At 34.2% G+C, this 17,007-nt stretch carries 15 protein-coding genes; 9 read left to right on the top strand and 6 right to left on the bottom strand.

The features are described from left to right. Window positions 1-57 precede the first annotated feature (57 nt). The 3 genes from IRZ80_RS12255 to IRZ80_RS12245 all read right to left on the bottom strand — a co-directional run bounded on the left by IRZ80_RS12255 (window position 58) and on the right by IRZ80_RS12245 (window position 1,355). Window positions 58-237 (bottom strand): hypothetical protein, encoded by a 180-nt coding sequence (locus IRZ80_RS12255; RefSeq protein WP_194641855.1) that lies wholly within the window; start codon window positions 235-237, stop codon window positions 58-60. 75 nt (window positions 238-312) lie between these two features. Beyond that, complete coding sequence (locus IRZ80_RS12250) at window positions 313-684, bottom strand: hypothetical protein (protein WP_194641854.1); 372 nt, start codon at window positions 682-684, stop codon at window positions 313-315. Window positions 685-722: 38 nt separating this feature from the next. Then, on the bottom strand, window positions 723-1,355 hold the full coding sequence (locus tag IRZ80_RS12245) for a class I SAM-dependent methyltransferase (protein WP_194641853.1): 633 nt from the start codon (window positions 1,353-1,355) through the stop codon (window positions 723-725). 411 nt (window positions 1,356-1,766) lie between these two features. Here IRZ80_RS12245 and IRZ80_RS12240 point away from each other — a divergent pair, with 411 nt between their 5' ends. The 4 genes from IRZ80_RS12240 (at window position 1,767) to IRZ80_RS12225 (ending at window position 5,928) form a co-directional block, all read left to right on the top strand. Continuing rightward, the gene (locus IRZ80_RS12240) at window positions 1,767-3,092 is read left to right on the top strand and encodes a trigger factor (RefSeq protein ID WP_194641852.1); all 1,326 of its coding nucleotides are present in this window, start codon (window positions 1,767-1,769) and stop codon (window positions 3,090-3,092) included. 407 nt (window positions 3,093-3,499) lie between these two features. Then, window positions 3,500-4,174 (top strand): ATP-dependent Clp endopeptidase proteolytic subunit ClpP, encoded by a 675-nt coding sequence (gene clpP / locus IRZ80_RS12235; RefSeq protein WP_194641851.1) that lies wholly within the window; start codon window positions 3,500-3,502, stop codon window positions 4,172-4,174. A gap of 85 nt (window positions 4,175-4,259) precedes the next feature. Continuing rightward, window positions 4,260-5,492, top strand: coding sequence for an ATP-dependent Clp protease ATP-binding subunit ClpX (gene clpX, locus IRZ80_RS12230; RefSeq protein ID WP_194641850.1), 1,233 nt, complete (start codon window positions 4,260-4,262; stop codon window positions 5,490-5,492). 154 nt (window positions 5,493-5,646) lie between these two features. Continuing rightward, window positions 5,647-5,928, top strand: coding sequence for a hypothetical protein (locus IRZ80_RS12225; RefSeq protein WP_194641939.1), 282 nt, complete (start codon window positions 5,647-5,649; stop codon window positions 5,926-5,928). A gap of 266 nt (window positions 5,929-6,194) precedes the next feature. On the opposite strand, the gene IRZ80_RS21135 is transcribed toward IRZ80_RS12225, so the two are convergent. Then, a complete protein-coding gene (locus tag IRZ80_RS21135; protein WP_255549677.1) occupies window positions 6,195-6,320 on the bottom strand; it encodes a hypothetical protein in 126 nt (41 codons plus the stop codon). Window positions 6,321-6,673: 353 nt separating this feature from the next. On the opposite strand from IRZ80_RS21135, the gene IRZ80_RS12220 reads away from it, so the two are divergent. From IRZ80_RS12220 to IRZ80_RS12210, 3 genes are read left to right on the top strand one after another with little or no spacing between them, the layout of a single operon-like run. Next, a complete protein-coding gene (locus tag IRZ80_RS12220; protein ID WP_194641849.1) occupies window positions 6,674-7,078 on the top strand; it encodes an SRPBCC family protein in 405 nt (134 codons plus the stop codon). Window positions 7,079-7,124: 46 nt separating this feature from the next. Next, complete coding sequence (locus tag IRZ80_RS12215) at window positions 7,125-7,559, top strand: VOC family protein (RefSeq protein WP_194641848.1); 435 nt, start codon at window positions 7,125-7,127, stop codon at window positions 7,557-7,559. A gap of 12 nt (window positions 7,560-7,571) precedes the next feature. Then, the gene (locus IRZ80_RS12210) at window positions 7,572-8,108 is read left to right on the top strand and encodes an SRPBCC family protein (RefSeq protein ID WP_194641847.1); all 537 of its coding nucleotides are present in this window, start codon (window positions 7,572-7,574) and stop codon (window positions 8,106-8,108) included. A gap of 217 nt (window positions 8,109-8,325) precedes the next feature. On the opposite strand, the gene IRZ80_RS12205 is transcribed toward IRZ80_RS12210, so the two are convergent. Both IRZ80_RS12205 and IRZ80_RS12200 read right to left on the bottom strand, forming a co-directional pair. Continuing rightward, on the bottom strand, window positions 8,326-10,542 hold the full coding sequence (locus IRZ80_RS12205; protein WP_194641846.1) for a TonB-dependent receptor domain-containing protein: 2,217 nt from the start codon (window positions 10,540-10,542) through the stop codon (window positions 8,326-8,328). A gap of 210 nt (window positions 10,543-10,752) precedes the next feature. Next, a complete protein-coding gene (locus tag IRZ80_RS12200; protein WP_194641845.1) occupies window positions 10,753-12,279 on the bottom strand; it encodes a GH3 auxin-responsive promoter family protein in 1,527 nt (508 codons plus the stop codon). 223 nt (window positions 12,280-12,502) lie between these two features. On the opposite strand from IRZ80_RS12200, the gene IRZ80_RS12195 reads away from it, so the two are divergent. After that, window positions 12,503-13,297 (top strand): DUF2797 domain-containing protein, encoded by a 795-nt coding sequence (locus IRZ80_RS12195; protein WP_194641844.1) that lies wholly within the window; start codon window positions 12,503-12,505, stop codon window positions 13,295-13,297. Window positions 13,298-13,619: 322 nt separating this feature from the next. Then, on the top strand, window positions 13,620-16,913 hold the full coding sequence (locus tag IRZ80_RS12190) for a T9SS type B sorting domain-containing protein (RefSeq protein ID WP_194641843.1): 3,294 nt from the start codon (window positions 13,620-13,622) through the stop codon (window positions 16,911-16,913). The last annotated feature ends 94 nt before the right edge of the window (window positions 16,914-17,007 follow it).

Genomic DNA, 17,007 nt, shown 5'->3' with positions numbered 1-17,007 from the left:
AAGTTTTGCGGACTTTGCGTTTTTTTTTCTTTGCGGACCTTGCGGCTAAAACTCAAATCAATCTTTTTTATGCTGTTCGGTATAATTTTGATTTTTAAGAATGATATTATCTCCTGTGTTCATACCGTTTGATATTCCAATCATGAAAGTGGTAATAATCATCATGAATTTTCTTTTTAGCCAATGGGATGGCTGTTTGGATTTCTCCAAATGAGTTTTGTTATTAAGTTTATACATTTTGTAAATGATAAATGATTAGACATTTTTTATCATCGTTATGCATGGAATTGCATAAATGCTTAGAAAAGATTTCTACGCTATGTATAAATTAGAAAAGTGGTTGCAGGAATTAATGACTTTGCTTAAAAAAGTCATTTGCGCTTTAGCTGCGCTTATGTTTTGATAAAGTAAATTTTGTAATTTTTGAAGATTCCGAGTTTTAAGATTATGGATGTCATGAAATTCTAGATATGCTGAAATAATCGAAAATGCAATCTTTTCAGGGGAATGTTTCTGATGGAATACGTAGGATTTGGAATCCTTAGGATCAAATTCATTTCCAGTCTTAAAATACGAAACCTGATAATACTCAGCAGAATTTGATTTAGAATGTAAAATACCGTCATTCACCATCAAGCCAAAAGCCATAAAGAGTGAAAGGAGATATTTTAAATACTTTGTCAATTTATAAAGTTTGAATTATCTATTGCGATGCTAAATTACTATTTTTTTCGTGCAGTTAATATAGTATGTGTTTCTTCATTAGATTCTGGTCTTTTATATTTTACTTTAAATACTGTTAGATCTTCAAATGAATTGTCGAGGAGTTGTTTTTTTAACTGGTCTAATTCATAGAAATAGAAATAACTTCGGTCGCCACTACTACTAGTTTGAAAGTCTGATTTATCAGGGTTGCCTTCAACAAAACTGATGTATAAAAATCCATTGTTGTTCAGTAATTGAGTAGCGCCATGAATTAGTTTTTTGCCATCGCTATGTGATAAATAAGGCAAGCAAAAACCACAAATTATTCCGTCATATTTTGCTATTAGCTCGCTTATATGTCGAATATCCATTACACTGAAACTTGCAGCTGGATTGTTCTTTTTTGCAAGTTCAATCATGTTTGGCGCAATGTCAATTCCGTGTATGTTAAAGTCGGGTCGCTTGGATAAAAGATATTTTGTAATATTCCCAGGACCACAGCCAATTTCTAATATTTCAGCTTTCTCTTTGAGTATTGAATCACATATAAAGTCATAAGTCTTGTCATATAAATCTAAGTTCATAAACTTTTCTTCGTATAGTGAAGCAATTTTGTTCCAGGTTTCAAATGTTTCTTTATAGTTGTCCATTTAAGTGTATCGTTCTGTAATGTACTATGTTTTGTTAATAGGTTTGATTAAACTTCTCTTGTTCGTCGTGCTAATATATAAACAATTCTTAGCAAATTGTCAAAAGACACATTTATGAAATTGAAGTCATAAACAACAAAAATCTTTATAATTTCACCAAATCCCGCGTGAAGGATTGAAGTGAAAAGCCCACAGCCCAGTGAAGCGATAGCGAAACTGGGCGAGGACTTGTAGCGTAAAGCCTGACCCTTGTGGTCAAGCCCAAATTATTTTAACCAATTGTATTTGTGGTATAAACGGCTTAAAATCACAACAAATTCCTGTAAAATTCAAAATCTTAAAATACTTGTTTGGGTTGCAAAAGTTTTGTAATTTTGCGACCCAATTTTATAATGTAAATTAAAGAAGAAGATGGATATCAAAAGAGTAGCAATAGACGCTGTGAATGAAACGATTGTGATGACAGTTGTTCACATGGATTACAAAGGACAAGTAGCGAAAAGAATAAATGAAAAAATGCCTTTGGCGACTGTAAAAGGTTTTAGAAAAGGACAAGTACCAAAAGACCTTGTTGAAAAACAATACGGTAAAGCTATCAAGAAGGAAGAGGTTAAGAAAGTAGTGGATTTGGCTTTGGAGCGTTTTGTGCAATCTGAAAGATTGAACCTTTTGGGAACTCCTCTTGCTAAAGAAAACGAAAATTTGGATTGGGATGCAGAAGAATTGGTTTTCGAATACGAAATTGGTTTGGTTCCTTCTTTTGAATTGGATCTTGAAGCTAAAAATGATATCGTAAAATATGTTGTTACAGCCGATGATAAATTAATTGACGGTCAAGTAGCTCGTATCCAAAAACAATTTGGTAATGCAAATCCAGTTGAAAAAGTTACTGCTGATGCTGATGTTACCGGAACTTTTACAAATGCTGAAAACGGAATTGACAATAAAACCACTTTATCTTTAGATGTATTTAAAGACAAAGCGACTGCTGATTTATTCATCGGAAAAGAAGTTGGAGATGTAGTTACAGTAAACACAAAAGGTTTATTCCAAGACGATCACCAATTGATGGATTACCTGAAAGTTGGTCACGATAATGTACATGATTTAGCAATTGATGTTGATTTTACTATCTCTGCTATCAATGTTTCTGAGCCAGCTGAATTGAATCAGGAATTGTTCGACAAATTATTCGGAGAAGGAAATGTTGCTTCTTTGGAAGATTTGAAAGCAAAAATCAAAGAAGATGCTGAGTCTCAATTTGCACAGCAGGCAGACCAAAAATTATTGGCAGACGTTCAAAACTTTTTGGTTGAAAATACCAAATTTGACTTACCTTCTGAATTCTTAATCAAATGGCTGCAGACTGTTGGAGAAAAACAATTAACTCCAGAAGAAGCAATTGTAGAATACGCAAGATCTGAAAGAGGTTTACGTTTCCAATTGATCGAAGGAAAAGCAATGGCTGCAAGTAATATCCAGATTACTTTTGATGATTTGAAAGCGTTTACAACAAATGCAATCAAACAGCAAATGGCGCAGTTTGGACAAACAAACCCAACTGATGAAGAAGTTCAGGGAATTGTGGCTAGAGTTTTATCTAACCAAGAAGAAGTAAAAAGACTTTCTGATCAAGTGGTTGCGGCTAAATTATTGGATTTATTCAAAGAAAAAGCAAACCCAACTACTAAAGAAGTAACTTACGAAGAATTTATCGCCGCGTCTTACGGAGAATAAATTTTAGTCTGTAAAGTCGAAAGTCTGAAAGTCAAAAGGTTATTAAAATAGCTGCAGACTTACTATTTTTGCTTTTATTACTGATAATAAATTATTAAAAAGGTTTATATTTGAGCGTCAGAAATTATTTTTTGACGCTCTTTTGTTTGAATTAGCCTGAATTGTTTTCAGGAGCTATTCCAGCTATACGTTGCAAGTTTTATCATGTCTTCCTTTTTTTGTAAGGAAAAAAAAGAGCTTCCGCTGGTCGCTTTTTTTTACCAACAAAAAATAGTCAGCCATTTCAAAAACTTTTCACTGCTATCTGGGCTAAAAAAGTAGACATATTGACATTCCAGTAAATAAGGTATGGTCTTTGTATAGTTCTTTCAAACTTTTAAACTTTAAACCTTAAACTATTATATAATATGGACTACGGAAAAGAATTCAAAAAATTTGCGATTAAAGGTCAAGGAGTAAATGCAATGTACTATGATAAAATAGTATCGGCAATGAATCCAAAAGGCATGACTCCCTATATAATTGAAGAGCGTCAGCTGAATATTTCTCAATTGGATGTTTTTTCAAGACTGATGATGGACAGAATTATTTTCCTTGGCACAGGAATCGATGATCAGATTGCAAATATTGTTCAGGCACAATTATTATTTCTGGAAAGTGCAGATGCTTCAAAGGATATTCAGATTTATTTGAATTCACCTGGAGGAAGCGTTTATGCTGGTTTGGGGATTTATGATACCATGCAGTACATCAAACCAGATGTTGCTACTATCTGTACTGGAATGGCGGCTTCTATGGGAGCGGTTCTTTTGTGTGCGGGTGCAGCAGGAAAACGTTCGGCTCTGCCACACTCAAGAGTAATGATTCACCAGCCGTCAGGAGGAGCACAAGGTGTTGCTACAGATATGGAAATCAACTTACGTGAAATGCTGAAACTGAAAGATGAATTATACCACATCATTTCACAGCATTCAGGTCAAACTTTTGACAAAGTACACAAAGACAGTGAACGCGATTACTGGATGATCGCTGACGAAGCCAAAGAATACGGAATGATTGATGAGGTATTGAGAAGAGGATAAAAATATAGTCAAAAGTCAAAAGTCGAAAGTCAAAAGCAATGCTAAGACTTTCGACTTTAAGACTTTCGGCTTTAGACTATAAAGAATGGCAAAACAAGTATTACAATGTTCTTTCTGCGGAAGGAAAAAACCGGAAACCAATTTATTGATTGCTGGAATCGATGCACACATTTGTGATAAATGCATCGAACAAGCACATGGAATTGTTCTGGAAGAATTAAAAACAAACAGAGGTTCGAAACTCGTCGGTGATTTGATTTTAAAGAAACCAAAAGAAATTCGTGCTTTTCTGGATCAATACGTAATTGGGCAGGAGCAGACCAAAAAAGTAATGTCTGTTGCGGTTTATAATCACTACAAACGTTTGATGCAGCAGCAGTTGGACGATGAGGTAGAAATTGAAAAAAGCAATATCATTATGGTAGGGCAGACTGGTACAGGTAAAACTTTGGTTGCAAAAACCATTGCCAAAATGCTGGATGTACCTCTTGCCATTGTTGATGCAACGGTTCTTACCGAAGCTGGTTATGTTGGTGAAGATGTTGAGAGTATTTTGACACGTCTTTTACAGGCCGCCGATTATGATGTGACCAAAGCCGAAAGAGGAATTGTTTTCATTGACGAAATTGACAAAATTGCCCGTAAAAGCGACAATCCTTCCATCACCCGTGATGTTTCGGGAGAGGGAGTACAACAGGCTTTATTGAAATTATTGGAAGGAACAGTGGTGAACGTACCGCCAAAAGGTGGCCGTAAACATCCGGATCAAAAATTTGTTGAGGTAAATACGCAAAACATTTTGTTTATTGCCGGTGGTGCTTTTGATGGTGTTGAGCGTATTATTTCAAAACGTTTGAATCGTCAGGCAGTAGGTTATTCCACATCGAAAAATGTGGATAATATAGACAAGGATAATTTGTTGCAATATATTATTCCAAAAGACATCAAGGATTTTGGATTGATTCCTGAAATCATAGGACGTTTGCCTGTTTTGACACACATGGATCCTTTGGACAGGGAAACGTTGCGTGCCATTTTGACCCAACCAAAAAATGCTTTAATCAAGCAATATCAGAAACTGTTTTTGATGGACGAAGTGGATTTTACTATTACTGATGAAGCTTTGGATTTTATTGTTGAAAAAGCATTGGAGTACAAGTTAGGTGCCCGTGGACTGCGTTCATTATGTGAAGCAATCTTAACAGACGCTATGTATGAACTGCCAAGTTCTGATGATAAAAAATTAGAGATCGACATGGAATACGCCAAAGAAACATTGAATAAAAATTTATTAAAGCGTTTGGAGATTGCTTCTTAATTCAAGTTCAAACGGAATCAAAATAAAATTCAAAAGCATCTGTTTCTTAGCTTAAAAAAGTGTAGACATTAGTTTTAAGGCTGTGAAAATATTCTAATAAAAAATAATTGATACATTTGTACTTTGCTTGGAACTTTTTAAATAAGAATTAACAATGAGCACAACTGAAATAAAATTGTACGATATTTTCAGGAAAGACCTTAAGTTGTCTGATGAAAAGGCAAGAATTTTTGCTGAAATAGTGCAGGAAACGGTTGTCAATGAAGTAAAACACCAGCAAACAGAATTTAAAAGTCAAAATAAAGAAGATTTATTAAAACTTGAAATGCAGCTAACTGCAAAGATTGAACAATCCAAATACGATTTAGTAAAATGGTTTGTAGGGCTGTTTTTCGCTCTTGCAATGATGATTATTGGGTTGTATATCAAAAAATAAGTTAGAATTTTAAAACAAAAAAGCCCAAAAAATGAATGTTTTTTGGGCTTTTTTTATTCGGTAATGTGATCAAAAACAGCCTGTAAATAATGCCGGATAAAGTAAAACTAATCGTCGACTTCGTTGTCAATAGCTCTGAAACCGTCCATTTCTGAAGGAATTTCAGTTAGTGAGTCAATTTGAAATTATTTTTTCAAAAGTGTGTTTTTCTTTCCCTTTTAAATGGATGCTTAAATTGATTTAAATTTGCCTATAAATACTGCTGTTTAATTTATTTCAAATTTATATTTTTTTACATCTTCTTTATCGCAGGCAATCGGGATGCCTTGAGAATCCAGAATGAATGCTTCCTGAATATCGGTTTTATGAAGTGTGGAACCGCTGGCTATCAATTTACAGCCATTTTTGTATTTGATAAAAGGACTCTTGTTTCATGCTGAAATCCCCAGACATTTTATGGCTGTCAAAAGCTTCGCTAAAAAGTAGTCATGATTGTTTCTTTATTTTTCTTTCAAGTTTAGAAAAAAAATTTCTGTTCCTGATTCTCTAAACTGCAATTTTAGGCTTTTGTATTTATTCTACGATGAAATTTTTACAGCTTCAATGCTTAGAAATAGTAATCAAAATGATTTTCTTTTCAATATTATAGATTGTCTTCTGCCTGCGTTATACAGTAGCTTTTTTGTAGTTAAAAAAGAGTTTTGTTTTAGAATATTTGTTAAATTTATGGGAAAAATAATTTGTTATGATAACGGTTAAATGCAAAATAGATGCTTCAATAGATGAAGTATGGAAATTATGGACTACTCCAGAACACATTACAAAATGGAATTATGCCTCTGATGGCTGGCACACTCCTTATGCTGAAAATGATTTGCGGACTGGAGGGAAATTCAAGTCTACTATGGCTTCAAAAGACGGAACGATGAGTTTTGATTTTGAAGGCGAATATACAAAAATGGAAAATCATTCCTTGATAGAATATAAAATGGCTGACGGCCGAAAAGTTGATATTTATTTTGTTAGCCTGGAAGATGGAGTCGAAATTATTGAAAGTTTTGACCCCGAGAATATAAATTCAGAAGAAATGCAGCGGGAAGGATGGCAGACTATTTTGGATAATTTTAAAAAATATGCAGAGTGTCTTTAAAAATGATATTAGAAAAATAACAAACAATTAAAATTTAAAAAAAATTATGGCAGCAGTTAATCCGTATTTAATTTTTAATGGAAATTGCGAGGAAGCATTTCTATTTTATAAATCTGTTTTTGGTGGAGAATTTCCATATATCGGGAAATTTAGTGATATGCCTTCGGATGAGAATAGTCCAAAATTATCAGATGCAGATGCAAATAAAGTCATGCATGTGTGTCTGCCGATAGGTGATACTGTTTTGATGGGAAGCGACAGTAATGATGCCAGCGGTGATGTCGCTTTTGGGTCAAATTTTTCAGTTTCTATCAATACTGAAAGTACAGAGGAAGCCGACAGGATTTTCAACGGGCTTTCAGCAGGAGGAAATCCTTTTATGCCAATGAATAAAACCTTTTGGGGGGCTTATTTTGGAATGTTTGTTGATAAATTTGGTATTCACTGGATGGTTAATTTTGATGAAAATCCTGCTAAATAAAAGGCTTTAGATATGAAAGTGCTAAAATTTATAGGGATTGGAATAGTGGGAATTATTGCTTTTCTTTTGGTTGCAGCAATGGTCATACCGAAAGATTATACCATATCGGTTTCTACAACAATCAATAAACCGCAGGCAGTGGTTTTTGATTATGTGAAAATGATTAAAAATCAGGAAAAATACAGTGTCTGGGTAATGAAAGATCCAAATGTAAAAATCGAATATACAGGAATTGATGGAACTGTGGGGGCCAAATCCTCCTGGGTGAGTCTGGATGATAACGTAGGCGAAGGTTCTCAGCAGATTACAAAAATAACAGACAGCAGAATTGATGTTGCTTTACATTTTGAAAAACCTATGAAAGGTGATAATACAGCCGCTACAATTGTCGAAGCTGTTTCTGATGATCAAACCAAACTGACTAACGAATTTTACGGCCACGCTGATTATCCTCTTAATTTAATGTCTTTTGTCTTTAAAGGTTTTGTCAAAAAAGACCAAGAACAAAATTTGGCAAATGTGAAAAAGATTTTGGAAAGCCAGCCTTAATTAATTTTACCATTTAGAATTAAGAAATTTAGATTCTATGCCTGAACTTCTTAGTGATTTTATACAAAAAAGAAGACCGTTCAATGATGAATTTGAACGGTCTTCTTTTTTATGCAGGCTTTATTTTTGACTATTAAACCTAAGAAGTCAAGCTTAATAATCTTAATATCTTAATGGTAAAAAATGTTTAAACGGTAATTAAATGTTTAAACGATATTTACTTCATCATGCCCCCGCCGCTTTTTACTTTTTCAGTTTCAATATTGGTATTCTCATTCTGCATTTTCAGGTTTCCAAAATTATACGTCAATGATATACGGAATGTTCTGGAATCTTGTTTTTGTCTAAAGGAGGTATTCAAATTTTCGCCGGCAATCAATGCATTTACTTCATTTTGATTGAAAACATCAAAACAATGCAGGCCTATTTTTAAATTCTTATCCATGAAATCCCTGTTGAATGAAATGTCAAACTGCTGAATAGGTTTGGTTATTTTATAAATCTGCCAATTTCCCGGAGGAAGGTAGAAATACATCATGGAGTTCTTTATTTTCCAAGGAAGCATAATCTGCGACTGGAATGCATAATTAAAAATAGCTTTATTGGTATAAGGGAAGTCATAGCCTTTAATATCCGATTTGATATAGTTAAAGTTTACAAAAATGTAATTCATCTCGTCGATGTTACCCATTCGTTTTTTAAATTCTTCTTTCCCTTTGAAGATATAATCTAACGGAATCGGGAAATTGGCATAAGCGCTAAAGGTATTAAAATGATCAAACTGCTGATACGTTTGGTTGCTTACCGGTTTAGCTGCATCGGCATCGGCACTGAAAACAAATAGGTTGTTGTCTTTGGAAGCAGTGTAATTCATTCCCAGCTGTATAAACTGCATCGCTGTAATTTTGAACTCATAGTTGTTCAAATACGTTGGATCAAGGAAAAGGTTTCCTTGCGAAGTGTTATATTTATCAAAAGCATTACCGTTGTTTGGATCCAGATTATTGTAATTCGGCTGATTGATTTTTTTAGAATACGAAGCCGAAATATTTACATTGTCATTTACTTCATAAATAGCACTTGCATTTGGAAACAGATTGGTATTTTTGAATTTTATCGGTTCCGTCAGAGTATTTGTGATTCGTTCTACATGGTAATCTTCAAAACGCAGTCCAGCGGTAAAATTGAATTTTTTTATCTTTTTTCGGGCTTCGGCATAGAACGCCAGATTGTTTTCCGAGTAATCGAAATCAATCCTATTTGCTGCTGAATTGGTGTAATAATTCCCAAGGTCATTTACTTCCAGCACATTGAATTTACCGCCAGTATTGATTGAAAAATCCATTTTTTTGAATGGAATTGCAAAATCATATTTCAGGTAATAATTTTTTAAATCAAAATTAAGACCGCTGTTGGCAAATGAATCTGCATTGGAAATATGATCAATCGCATTCGATTCTGTAATTGGTTTTTTGTCAAATAAATTGCTGAAAGCGGTAATATCAAGCGTTCTTCCTAAAGTGTCAAGTTTGGTCTTGTACTGAAGACTGATTTCGTGATTATTGTTTTTGTTTTTTGTCGTTCCCTGATTGAAATAATCAATGCCATCGCCCATTGTTGTTGCATCATAAACGGATCTGTCATTGGCATAATTTCCGTTGTAATTGAATAATAAATTCGATTTTTCAGTCAGTTTGTAATTGGTGCCTAATCTAAAATACAAGTTTCTGTTTGTGTTTACGGTAAAGTTTTCCTGTTTTAGATACTGCATTGGATTAAAAGCGGTAAACTCCTGTAAGTTGCTGGTTTTCTGTTCGCTGTCAATGTAATTATAACCCAGCATTGTCTGCCAGCTCAAGTCTTTTTCTTTTCCGTTTAAAAGAATCTGCGGGCTTGGTTTTTGGTATTTATTAAAATTATAATTGATGTTAAAACTGGCATTAACACCTTTCATTCTTTTGGAGCTTGTAACGATATTAATTACAGAGCCGCTGGAATTAGCATCAAATGAAGCGCCTGGATTGTAGATTAATTCTACTTTTTCGATAGCGTTGGCTGGCAGTGTGTTTAGGTAATTTTGTAAATCATTACCGGATAATGTGCTTGGTGCGCCGTCGATATAAATAGTAACCGCTTTTCCGTTTAGAGAAATTCCGCCGGTAGGCGAAGTAATTACGCCAGGTAATTTTTTTACAGCTTCAAGGCTGCTCCCGCTGTTGAGCATGCCGTTATCTTTCACGCTGATTGTCGTTTTGTCCGAATCTACCTTGATGTATTTTTTTTGGGCAGTTACAGTCACTTCGTTAAGAGCATTGACTTTTTCCTTGATGGAATCTTTTTCGACTTTTGGAGAATTTTCTCCATTTGTCTTGGCTTCCTGCGCAAATATAATAGTTGTGCTAAGCAGCAATAAGGCTAATACTGTTGATTTCATTAATTGAATGATTTTTTGATTGATGATTGCATACAAGACCTTCAAAATCAAAAAATGTTACAAGAAGAGATAGAAATATTTAAGAAAAGTTTTGAGTATTGGATGGATTTGCTGTTTGCACGCATCGTTTGCCGCCACTTCCGCCACATACACGACTAGAAGAACAGGAGGAAACGATTAAAATAATTAGAAGAAAGAATAGTTTTTTCATTAGAAGTTAACAAAGTGCTGCATTTTTTTCAATTGCTCGAGATAGTCTCTTTTGTTGGATAAACGAGGAATTTTGTGCTGACCTCCCAGTTTATTGCATTCTTTGAGCCAATCATAAAATAAACGTTCTCTGGCGACATTAATCACCAGCGGATTCAGTGTCATATTGTTGTAGCGTTTGGCTTCGTAATCAGAGTTTAAAGACTGTAAAGTTTCGTCCAGAATTTTTTGAAAAGCGGTGATGTCTTTTGGTTCCTGTTTGAATTCAATCATCCATTCGTGAGCTCCTTTTTCCTTGTCTTTCATAAAAATAGGCGCAACCGTATAATCGACGACCTCGGTTTGGGTTATTTTGCAGGTTTTGGCAATAGCCTGATCAGTATTTTCAACCATTAATTCTTCACCAAAAACATTGATGTGATGTTTGGTGCGCCCAGTCACGCGAACGCGATACGGGTCCAAAGAAGTAAAACGTACAGTATCACCAATTAAATAGCGCCACAAACCGCCATTGGTAGTGATAACCATAGCATAGTTTTTGAACAATTCAACATCGGCCAGACGAATCGCTTTTTGGTCTGGTGTGCCAAAAGTGTCCATCGGGATAAATTCATAAAAAATCCCGTAGTCCAGCATTAACAGTAAATCGCTGGAGCCATTTATGTCCTGGATGGCAAAAAAGCCTTCGGAAGCATTGTATATTTCGTAGTATTTGAATTGGTTTTGTGGAAGAATTTTTTGGTACTGATCGCGATACGGGTCAAAACTTACGCCTCCGTGAAAGTACACTTCCAAGTTGGGCCAGACTTCCATTAGGTTTGTTTTTCCGGTTTCTTCCAATACTTTATTCATAAGCACCAGCATCCAGGAAGGAACACCTGCAAAACTCGTCACATTTTCATTTAGGGTTTCCTTGATGATAGCATTCATTTTGGTTTCCCATTCGCTCATTAAAGAAATTTTACTGCTCGGCGTACTGCTAAATTCGGCCCAGATAGGCATGTTTTCAATCAAGATGGCCGATAAATCGCCAAAAAAAGTATTCTTGTTTTCATAAATCTGGGAACTGCCACCAAGGCGCAGACTTTTGCCCACAAACATCTCCGATTCTTCATTGTTGTTCAAATACAAACACAGCAAATCTTTACTGCCTTTGTAATGACAGTCTTCGAGCGCTTCATTGCTTACCGGGATAAACTTGCTTTTGGCATTGGTAGTACCGCTGGATTTGGCAAACCATTTTACAGGAGTGTTCCAGAGCACATTTTGTTCCCCCTGACGGGTACGTTCTATAAATGGTTCCAAATCTTCGTAGGAAGAAATAGGAACTCTTTCGCTAAAGGTTTTGTATGATTTTATTGAGGAATACTCATATTGTCTGCCAAAAACCGTTTCTTCGGATGAGCGGATTAAATTCATTAGCAATTCTTCCTGAACCTCATTTGGATACTTCAGGAAAAGCTCAATTTGGTGAATTCTTTGTTTCAAGAACCAGGAAGCGATAGAATTTATAATGGATAAAGGCATGGAGATTTTAGATTTTAGATTAACGATTTTAGATCTCGGATTTTTTCCTAAATAGAAAAAGACAGAAATTTAAAATTTGAATATCGATTGACAAATGCTAACTTTGCTCTTGTACCAAAAATAGTGTTTTTTTGTAAAAAACAATTCGATTTTTATCAAATATTCAAAACTCAAGCGAATAGTCCAGCCATTTGCAATCATAAATCAACAATCTAAAATCCCAATGACATACCAAGGAGTACTTTCTAAAATGCAGACAGAATTCGGGAATCCCATCCAATATTATCTGGTTTTCGAAAACAGTTTTTTAAATATGAATCAGCTGTTAAACAAGGAGCTGGAAATTAATTTTGAAGGCTACCAATGTTTGAACTGCAATAAAAAGAAAAAAATATTCCGTCAGGGATTCTGTTACGACTGTTTTTATTCGAGTCCGGCAGTGGGCGACTGGATCATGAAACCCGAGCTGAGCACCGCCCATCTTGGCATTGCCGACCGTGATTTGGAATACGAACAAAAAGTGCAGTTACAGCCTCACATCGTTTATTTGGCCTTGTCCAGCGAAGTCAAAGTAGGGGTAACACGCAAAACGCAAATGCCTACACGATGGATCGATCAGGGTGCGACTCAGGCGATTTCAATCGTCGAAGTGCCCAACCGATATTTGGCAGGAATTACCGAGGTTTCCCTAAAAAATCATTATGCAGATAAAACCAATTGGCGCAAAATGCTTCAAAATGATGTCCTGCCTGTTGATTTAATTGCCGAGAAATTAAAGCTTGAAAATCTCATCCCTGCAGAAGTACAGGAATTTTATCATTTGGATAAAAATGACTTGTACGAAATGCATTTTCCGGTTTTGAATTATCCCAAAAAAATTGCTAGCCTAAGTCTGGAAAAAACACCTTATTTCACAGGAAAGCTGATAGGAATCAAAGGGCAGTACCTCATTTTTGAAGATGGAACCGTTTTCAATGTCCGAGGTTTTGAGGGGTATGTAGTTTCGATTAATGTATAAAAATTATTGTCGTTTTGGCGTGCCACCCACAAAGAAAAAGGGCTATTTACTTTGCGGTGATAGCCCTTTTTCTTTGTGGCTGTCGGGCTATTCATTGCAAGTCCTCGACAAGTTCCGCTGTCGCTACACTTGTCTGCGGGCTTTTCATTGCTATCCCTCACAGTTTAGCGGGATAAACAAGATTATTTGTAGGAATAAATTAATATATTTGAGGAGTAATGTGTGAAGTAAATTTTTATGAAATTATTCATTTTTGTTGGATATATATGAGAAAGTTTTGTGTATAAAAATATTGAAATTAAGCAGAAATAATATAAAAAGAATGAAAGTACATTTCCAAAATAAATTGAAAAATACAATTCTACTTCTAATTTTTCTGTCTTTTCACTGCATAAATGCTCAAATAACTCTGACCAATAACATTGGGACAACTCTTATTAGGACAGATATGTATTCTTGTCTAGAAGATGAAAATTGGGGTAGAGTATTTAAGTTGTCAGATTTTGGTATAGCTCCAAATGAACAATTTATTATTAGATCAGGGCAGATTGGAATTGCTAAATCCGATATTGGTGCCAAATTGTATTTTTCGGTTTACATATTTGATGAAAGATTTCCCGATATCTATAATTCTTATTTTGAAAAGCCAGTACTAGGAACTCGGGGAGTTTTATCTACTAAAACTATTGATGGTAATCCAGAAATTATGAAACTAGATTTTGATGAACCCATCATTGTTCCTGCAGGCGTTGAAAAAATATTAGTCATGGTCAATAAGAGACAAGATTATCCTAATTATACAAGATCAGAAGTATTTGTTGCTGGTACACAACTAGACAATGGAGATTCTTGGTATATAGGTTGTGATAAAAAGCATCTTTTGACTCCAACAACAGATTTAACTATTCCTGTACCCAATGCTAACTTTTATATAAATGTTACAGGTGAAGTTTTAAATACAAAAAGTTCTGGTTCAGTAACCCGAATCTCTCATAACGTATGTGATGATTTAGTGAAAACAGATATGTATGGTTGTTATGGATCAACTTATTATTGGGCTAGAGATTTTAACTTAAAAGATTTTGGAATATCGCCTAATGAAGAATTTGTAATTACTTCTGGGCAGGTTGGGGTTAATGGTACAGCATGGGGTGCCACTGCTACTTTTAATATTTATAAAATTGATAATAATTTTCCTGTCTCTTTTTCACAAACAGATTTAATTGGTAGTAGCCAAACCATAGATCTTCCTCCAGCCGAAGGCCGTGATAATTCTGAAATAATCCAAATAGATTTTAATACTCCAATTAAAATACCTGCAGGTGTTGAAAAAATACTAGTCGAAGTTCAGAAAGGTAGTAACCCTGTATTAGGTGGTGGTTCAACAGTTGCTTTTATAGCTGGTTCAAAACAAGATAATGGTATTTCTTGGTTTAAAGGGTGCAGTCGTTCACCTGATATTGGATATAATAAATATTTCTCTACTGCTGATGATGGAATATCAAATGCAAATTTCTATATCAACGTAACGGGAAATGTAAAAAATGTTTCCAATCATTTTGAAATGAATTTTTCAAATATCTGTTCTGAATTTTTAAAGGAATTCAGTATTGATGATAAGACAAGAATTGCTTCAATAGTATGGGATTTTGGAGATCCAGTTTCAGGAGTTGCCAATACATCTACAGATTTATCTCCGTTTCATGATTTTTCTGCAGATGGAACATATACAGTTACCGCTATTGTTACTGCAAAAGATGGAACAGTTGAAACTTTAACCGAAACAATCGATGCAAAAGAACCTCCAAAAGCTTATGGTATTAATAATATTTATGCATGTGAAAGTAGTTTTGGTACGGGCATTTCAACATCTTTTGATGTTTCAAGTGTTACTCAGCAGGTCTTAGGAGGACAAATTGATAAAGATGTTACTTTCATCGATGGGATGGGGAATAAATACAAATCGTTACCTAATCCATTCACTAATACCATTAAAGATAGGGAAACCATAACAGTAAGAGTTAGTCATAAAGATAACCTTTGCTGTTATTCTGAAATCACTTTTGATTTAATTGTAAATCCAATGCCAAACTTATCGGCTGTTTCTGATTTAATTGTCTGTGATAATGATACAGATGGTTTTGAGCAATTTAATTTAAAGTCATTAGAAACAATAATTGTAGGAGCTGCAACAGATATAAAAGTTGAATTTTATCATCAAAGCGGACAGAAAATACCAACTCCATTAAATGCAATTACAAATCAAATTGCCAAGGAAGAAATAATAAAAGTGAAAGTCATAAATACAAATACAAATTGCTACAATGAATCAACTTTTAAATTAATAGTGAGTCCATTGCCAACAGCAAATCCTTTGCAGGAACTTCTAGGATGTGATAACAATAATGATGGGATTTCAGAATATTTTGATACTTCAAATGTTGAATCGACTGTTTTAGGAAATCAAATCGGAATGAAAGTTTCTTATTTTAATGCTATTGGAAATGAATTACCAAGTCCCTTACCGAATCCCTACACAAACTCGACTAACAACAGGGAGATAATTACCGTTAGAGTAACAAATAGCTTAACTAATTGTTATGTGGAAACACCGTTAGTTTTAAAAACATCTTCACAACCCCAAATTAATAAACCGGCCAATAGATACGCATGTGACGAAGGTAATGGTTTTGCCAGTTTTGACTTGTCTAATATAGGAACTGAAATTATAGGGAATCAATTAGGTTTGAAAATAATGTATTTTGATAGTAATGGAAATAATTTATCAAGTCCTTTGCCGACTTTATTTAGAAATACACAATCAAAATTCCAAACTATAAAAGTAAAGGTAGAGAATGAAAAAAATAGTCTTTGTAATGCTGAGACAAGTTTCGATTTAATAGTGAATGAACTGCCAAGTATAAGGATAGAGAAAAGTTATATTTTATGCGATCTGGAGCCTTCATTACATGTAAACGTTGATAATAATTTAGATGTTTATAGTTGGAAATTTCAAGATGGCAGCATTGTTTCAAATACTTATGGAGCCGATTTGGGTAATTCTGGAAATTATATACTAACAGTCACTAAATTTCAAAATAATATTTCTTGCGAAAATAGTTTTGAACTTGAATTAATAAGGTCAGCCCTTCCAACTATTACGGAAGTAAAATATAAAGAGTTGTCAGAGAATAATTTTATTCAAATTGTTGCAGCGGGTGATGGTGATTTTGAATATTCTATAGATGGTAAAAATTATCAAGACAGTAATTATTTTTATAATATTCAAGGAGGAAACTATCTAGTGTTTGTAAGAGATAAAGGAGGTTGTGGTGAAGATTCTAAAGAAGTCACTATAGTTGATTATCCGAAGTTCTTTACTCCAAATGATGATGGATATAATGATTTTTGGCAAATAAAGGGTATAAAAAAATATCCGAGTTCTAAAACATATATATATGATAGATATGGGAAGTTATTACTAACATTATCTTTTAATGATTCAGGTTGGAATGGTTTTTATAATGGAAAAAAAATGCCGTCTGATGATTATTGGTTTAAGACCAGCCTTGATGATAAGACAGTTTTTTCGGGACATTTTACACTGAAACGATAAAAGTTAGCTTCCCTATCTAATTGAAAAACAATATGCTTATAAATAAGTAAACGAATAAAAACTGTATGCAAAATTATTTCAAATGATTTATATT

This window comes from Flavobacterium sp. HJJ, assembly GCF_015351475.1.
Taxonomy (GTDB): domain Bacteria; phylum Bacteroidota; class Bacteroidia; order Flavobacteriales; family Flavobacteriaceae; genus Flavobacterium; species Flavobacterium marginilacus.
Note: the sequence above shows the minus strand (reverse complement) of the source record. Positions and strands in the feature narration are given on the sequence as shown.

Bases quoted from the DNA above. Each gene is read 5' to 3' on its own strand.
- IRZ80_RS12255 (WP_194641855.1), bottom strand. From the start codon at position 237: ATGTATAAACTTAATAACAAAACTCATTTGGAGAAATCCAAACAGCCA.
- IRZ80_RS12245 (WP_194641853.1), bottom strand. From the start codon at position 1,355: ATGGACAACTATAAAGAAACATTTGAAACCTGGAACAAAATTGCTTCA.
- IRZ80_RS12240 (WP_194641852.1), top strand. From the start codon at position 1,767: ATGGATATCAAAAGAGTAGCAATAGACGCTGTGAATGAAACGATTGTG.
- clpP (WP_194641851.1), top strand. From the start codon at position 3,500: ATGGACTACGGAAAAGAATTCAAAAAATTTGCGATTAAAGGTCAAGGA.
- clpX (WP_194641850.1), top strand. From the start codon at position 4,260: ATGGCAAAACAAGTATTACAATGTTCTTTCTGCGGAAGGAAAAAACCG.
- IRZ80_RS12225 (WP_194641939.1), top strand. From the start codon at position 5,647: ATGAGCACAACTGAAATAAAATTGTACGATATTTTCAGGAAAGACCTT.
- IRZ80_RS12220 (WP_194641849.1), top strand. From the start codon at position 6,674: ATGATAACGGTTAAATGCAAAATAGATGCTTCAATAGATGAAGTATGG.
- IRZ80_RS12215 (WP_194641848.1), top strand. From the start codon at position 7,125: ATGGCAGCAGTTAATCCGTATTTAATTTTTAATGGAAATTGCGAGGAA.
- IRZ80_RS12210 (WP_194641847.1), top strand. From the start codon at position 7,572: ATGAAAGTGCTAAAATTTATAGGGATTGGAATAGTGGGAATTATTGCT.
- IRZ80_RS12205 (WP_194641846.1), bottom strand. From the start codon at position 10,542: ATGAAATCAACAGTATTAGCCTTATTGCTGCTTAGCACAACTATTATA.
- IRZ80_RS12200 (WP_194641845.1), bottom strand. From the start codon at position 12,279: ATGCCTTTATCCATTATAAATTCTATCGCTTCCTGGTTCTTGAAACAA.
- IRZ80_RS12195 (WP_194641844.1), top strand. From the start codon at position 12,503: ATGACATACCAAGGAGTACTTTCTAAAATGCAGACAGAATTCGGGAAT.
- IRZ80_RS12190 (WP_194641843.1), top strand. From the start codon at position 13,620: ATGAAAGTACATTTCCAAAATAAATTGAAAAATACAATTCTACTTCTA.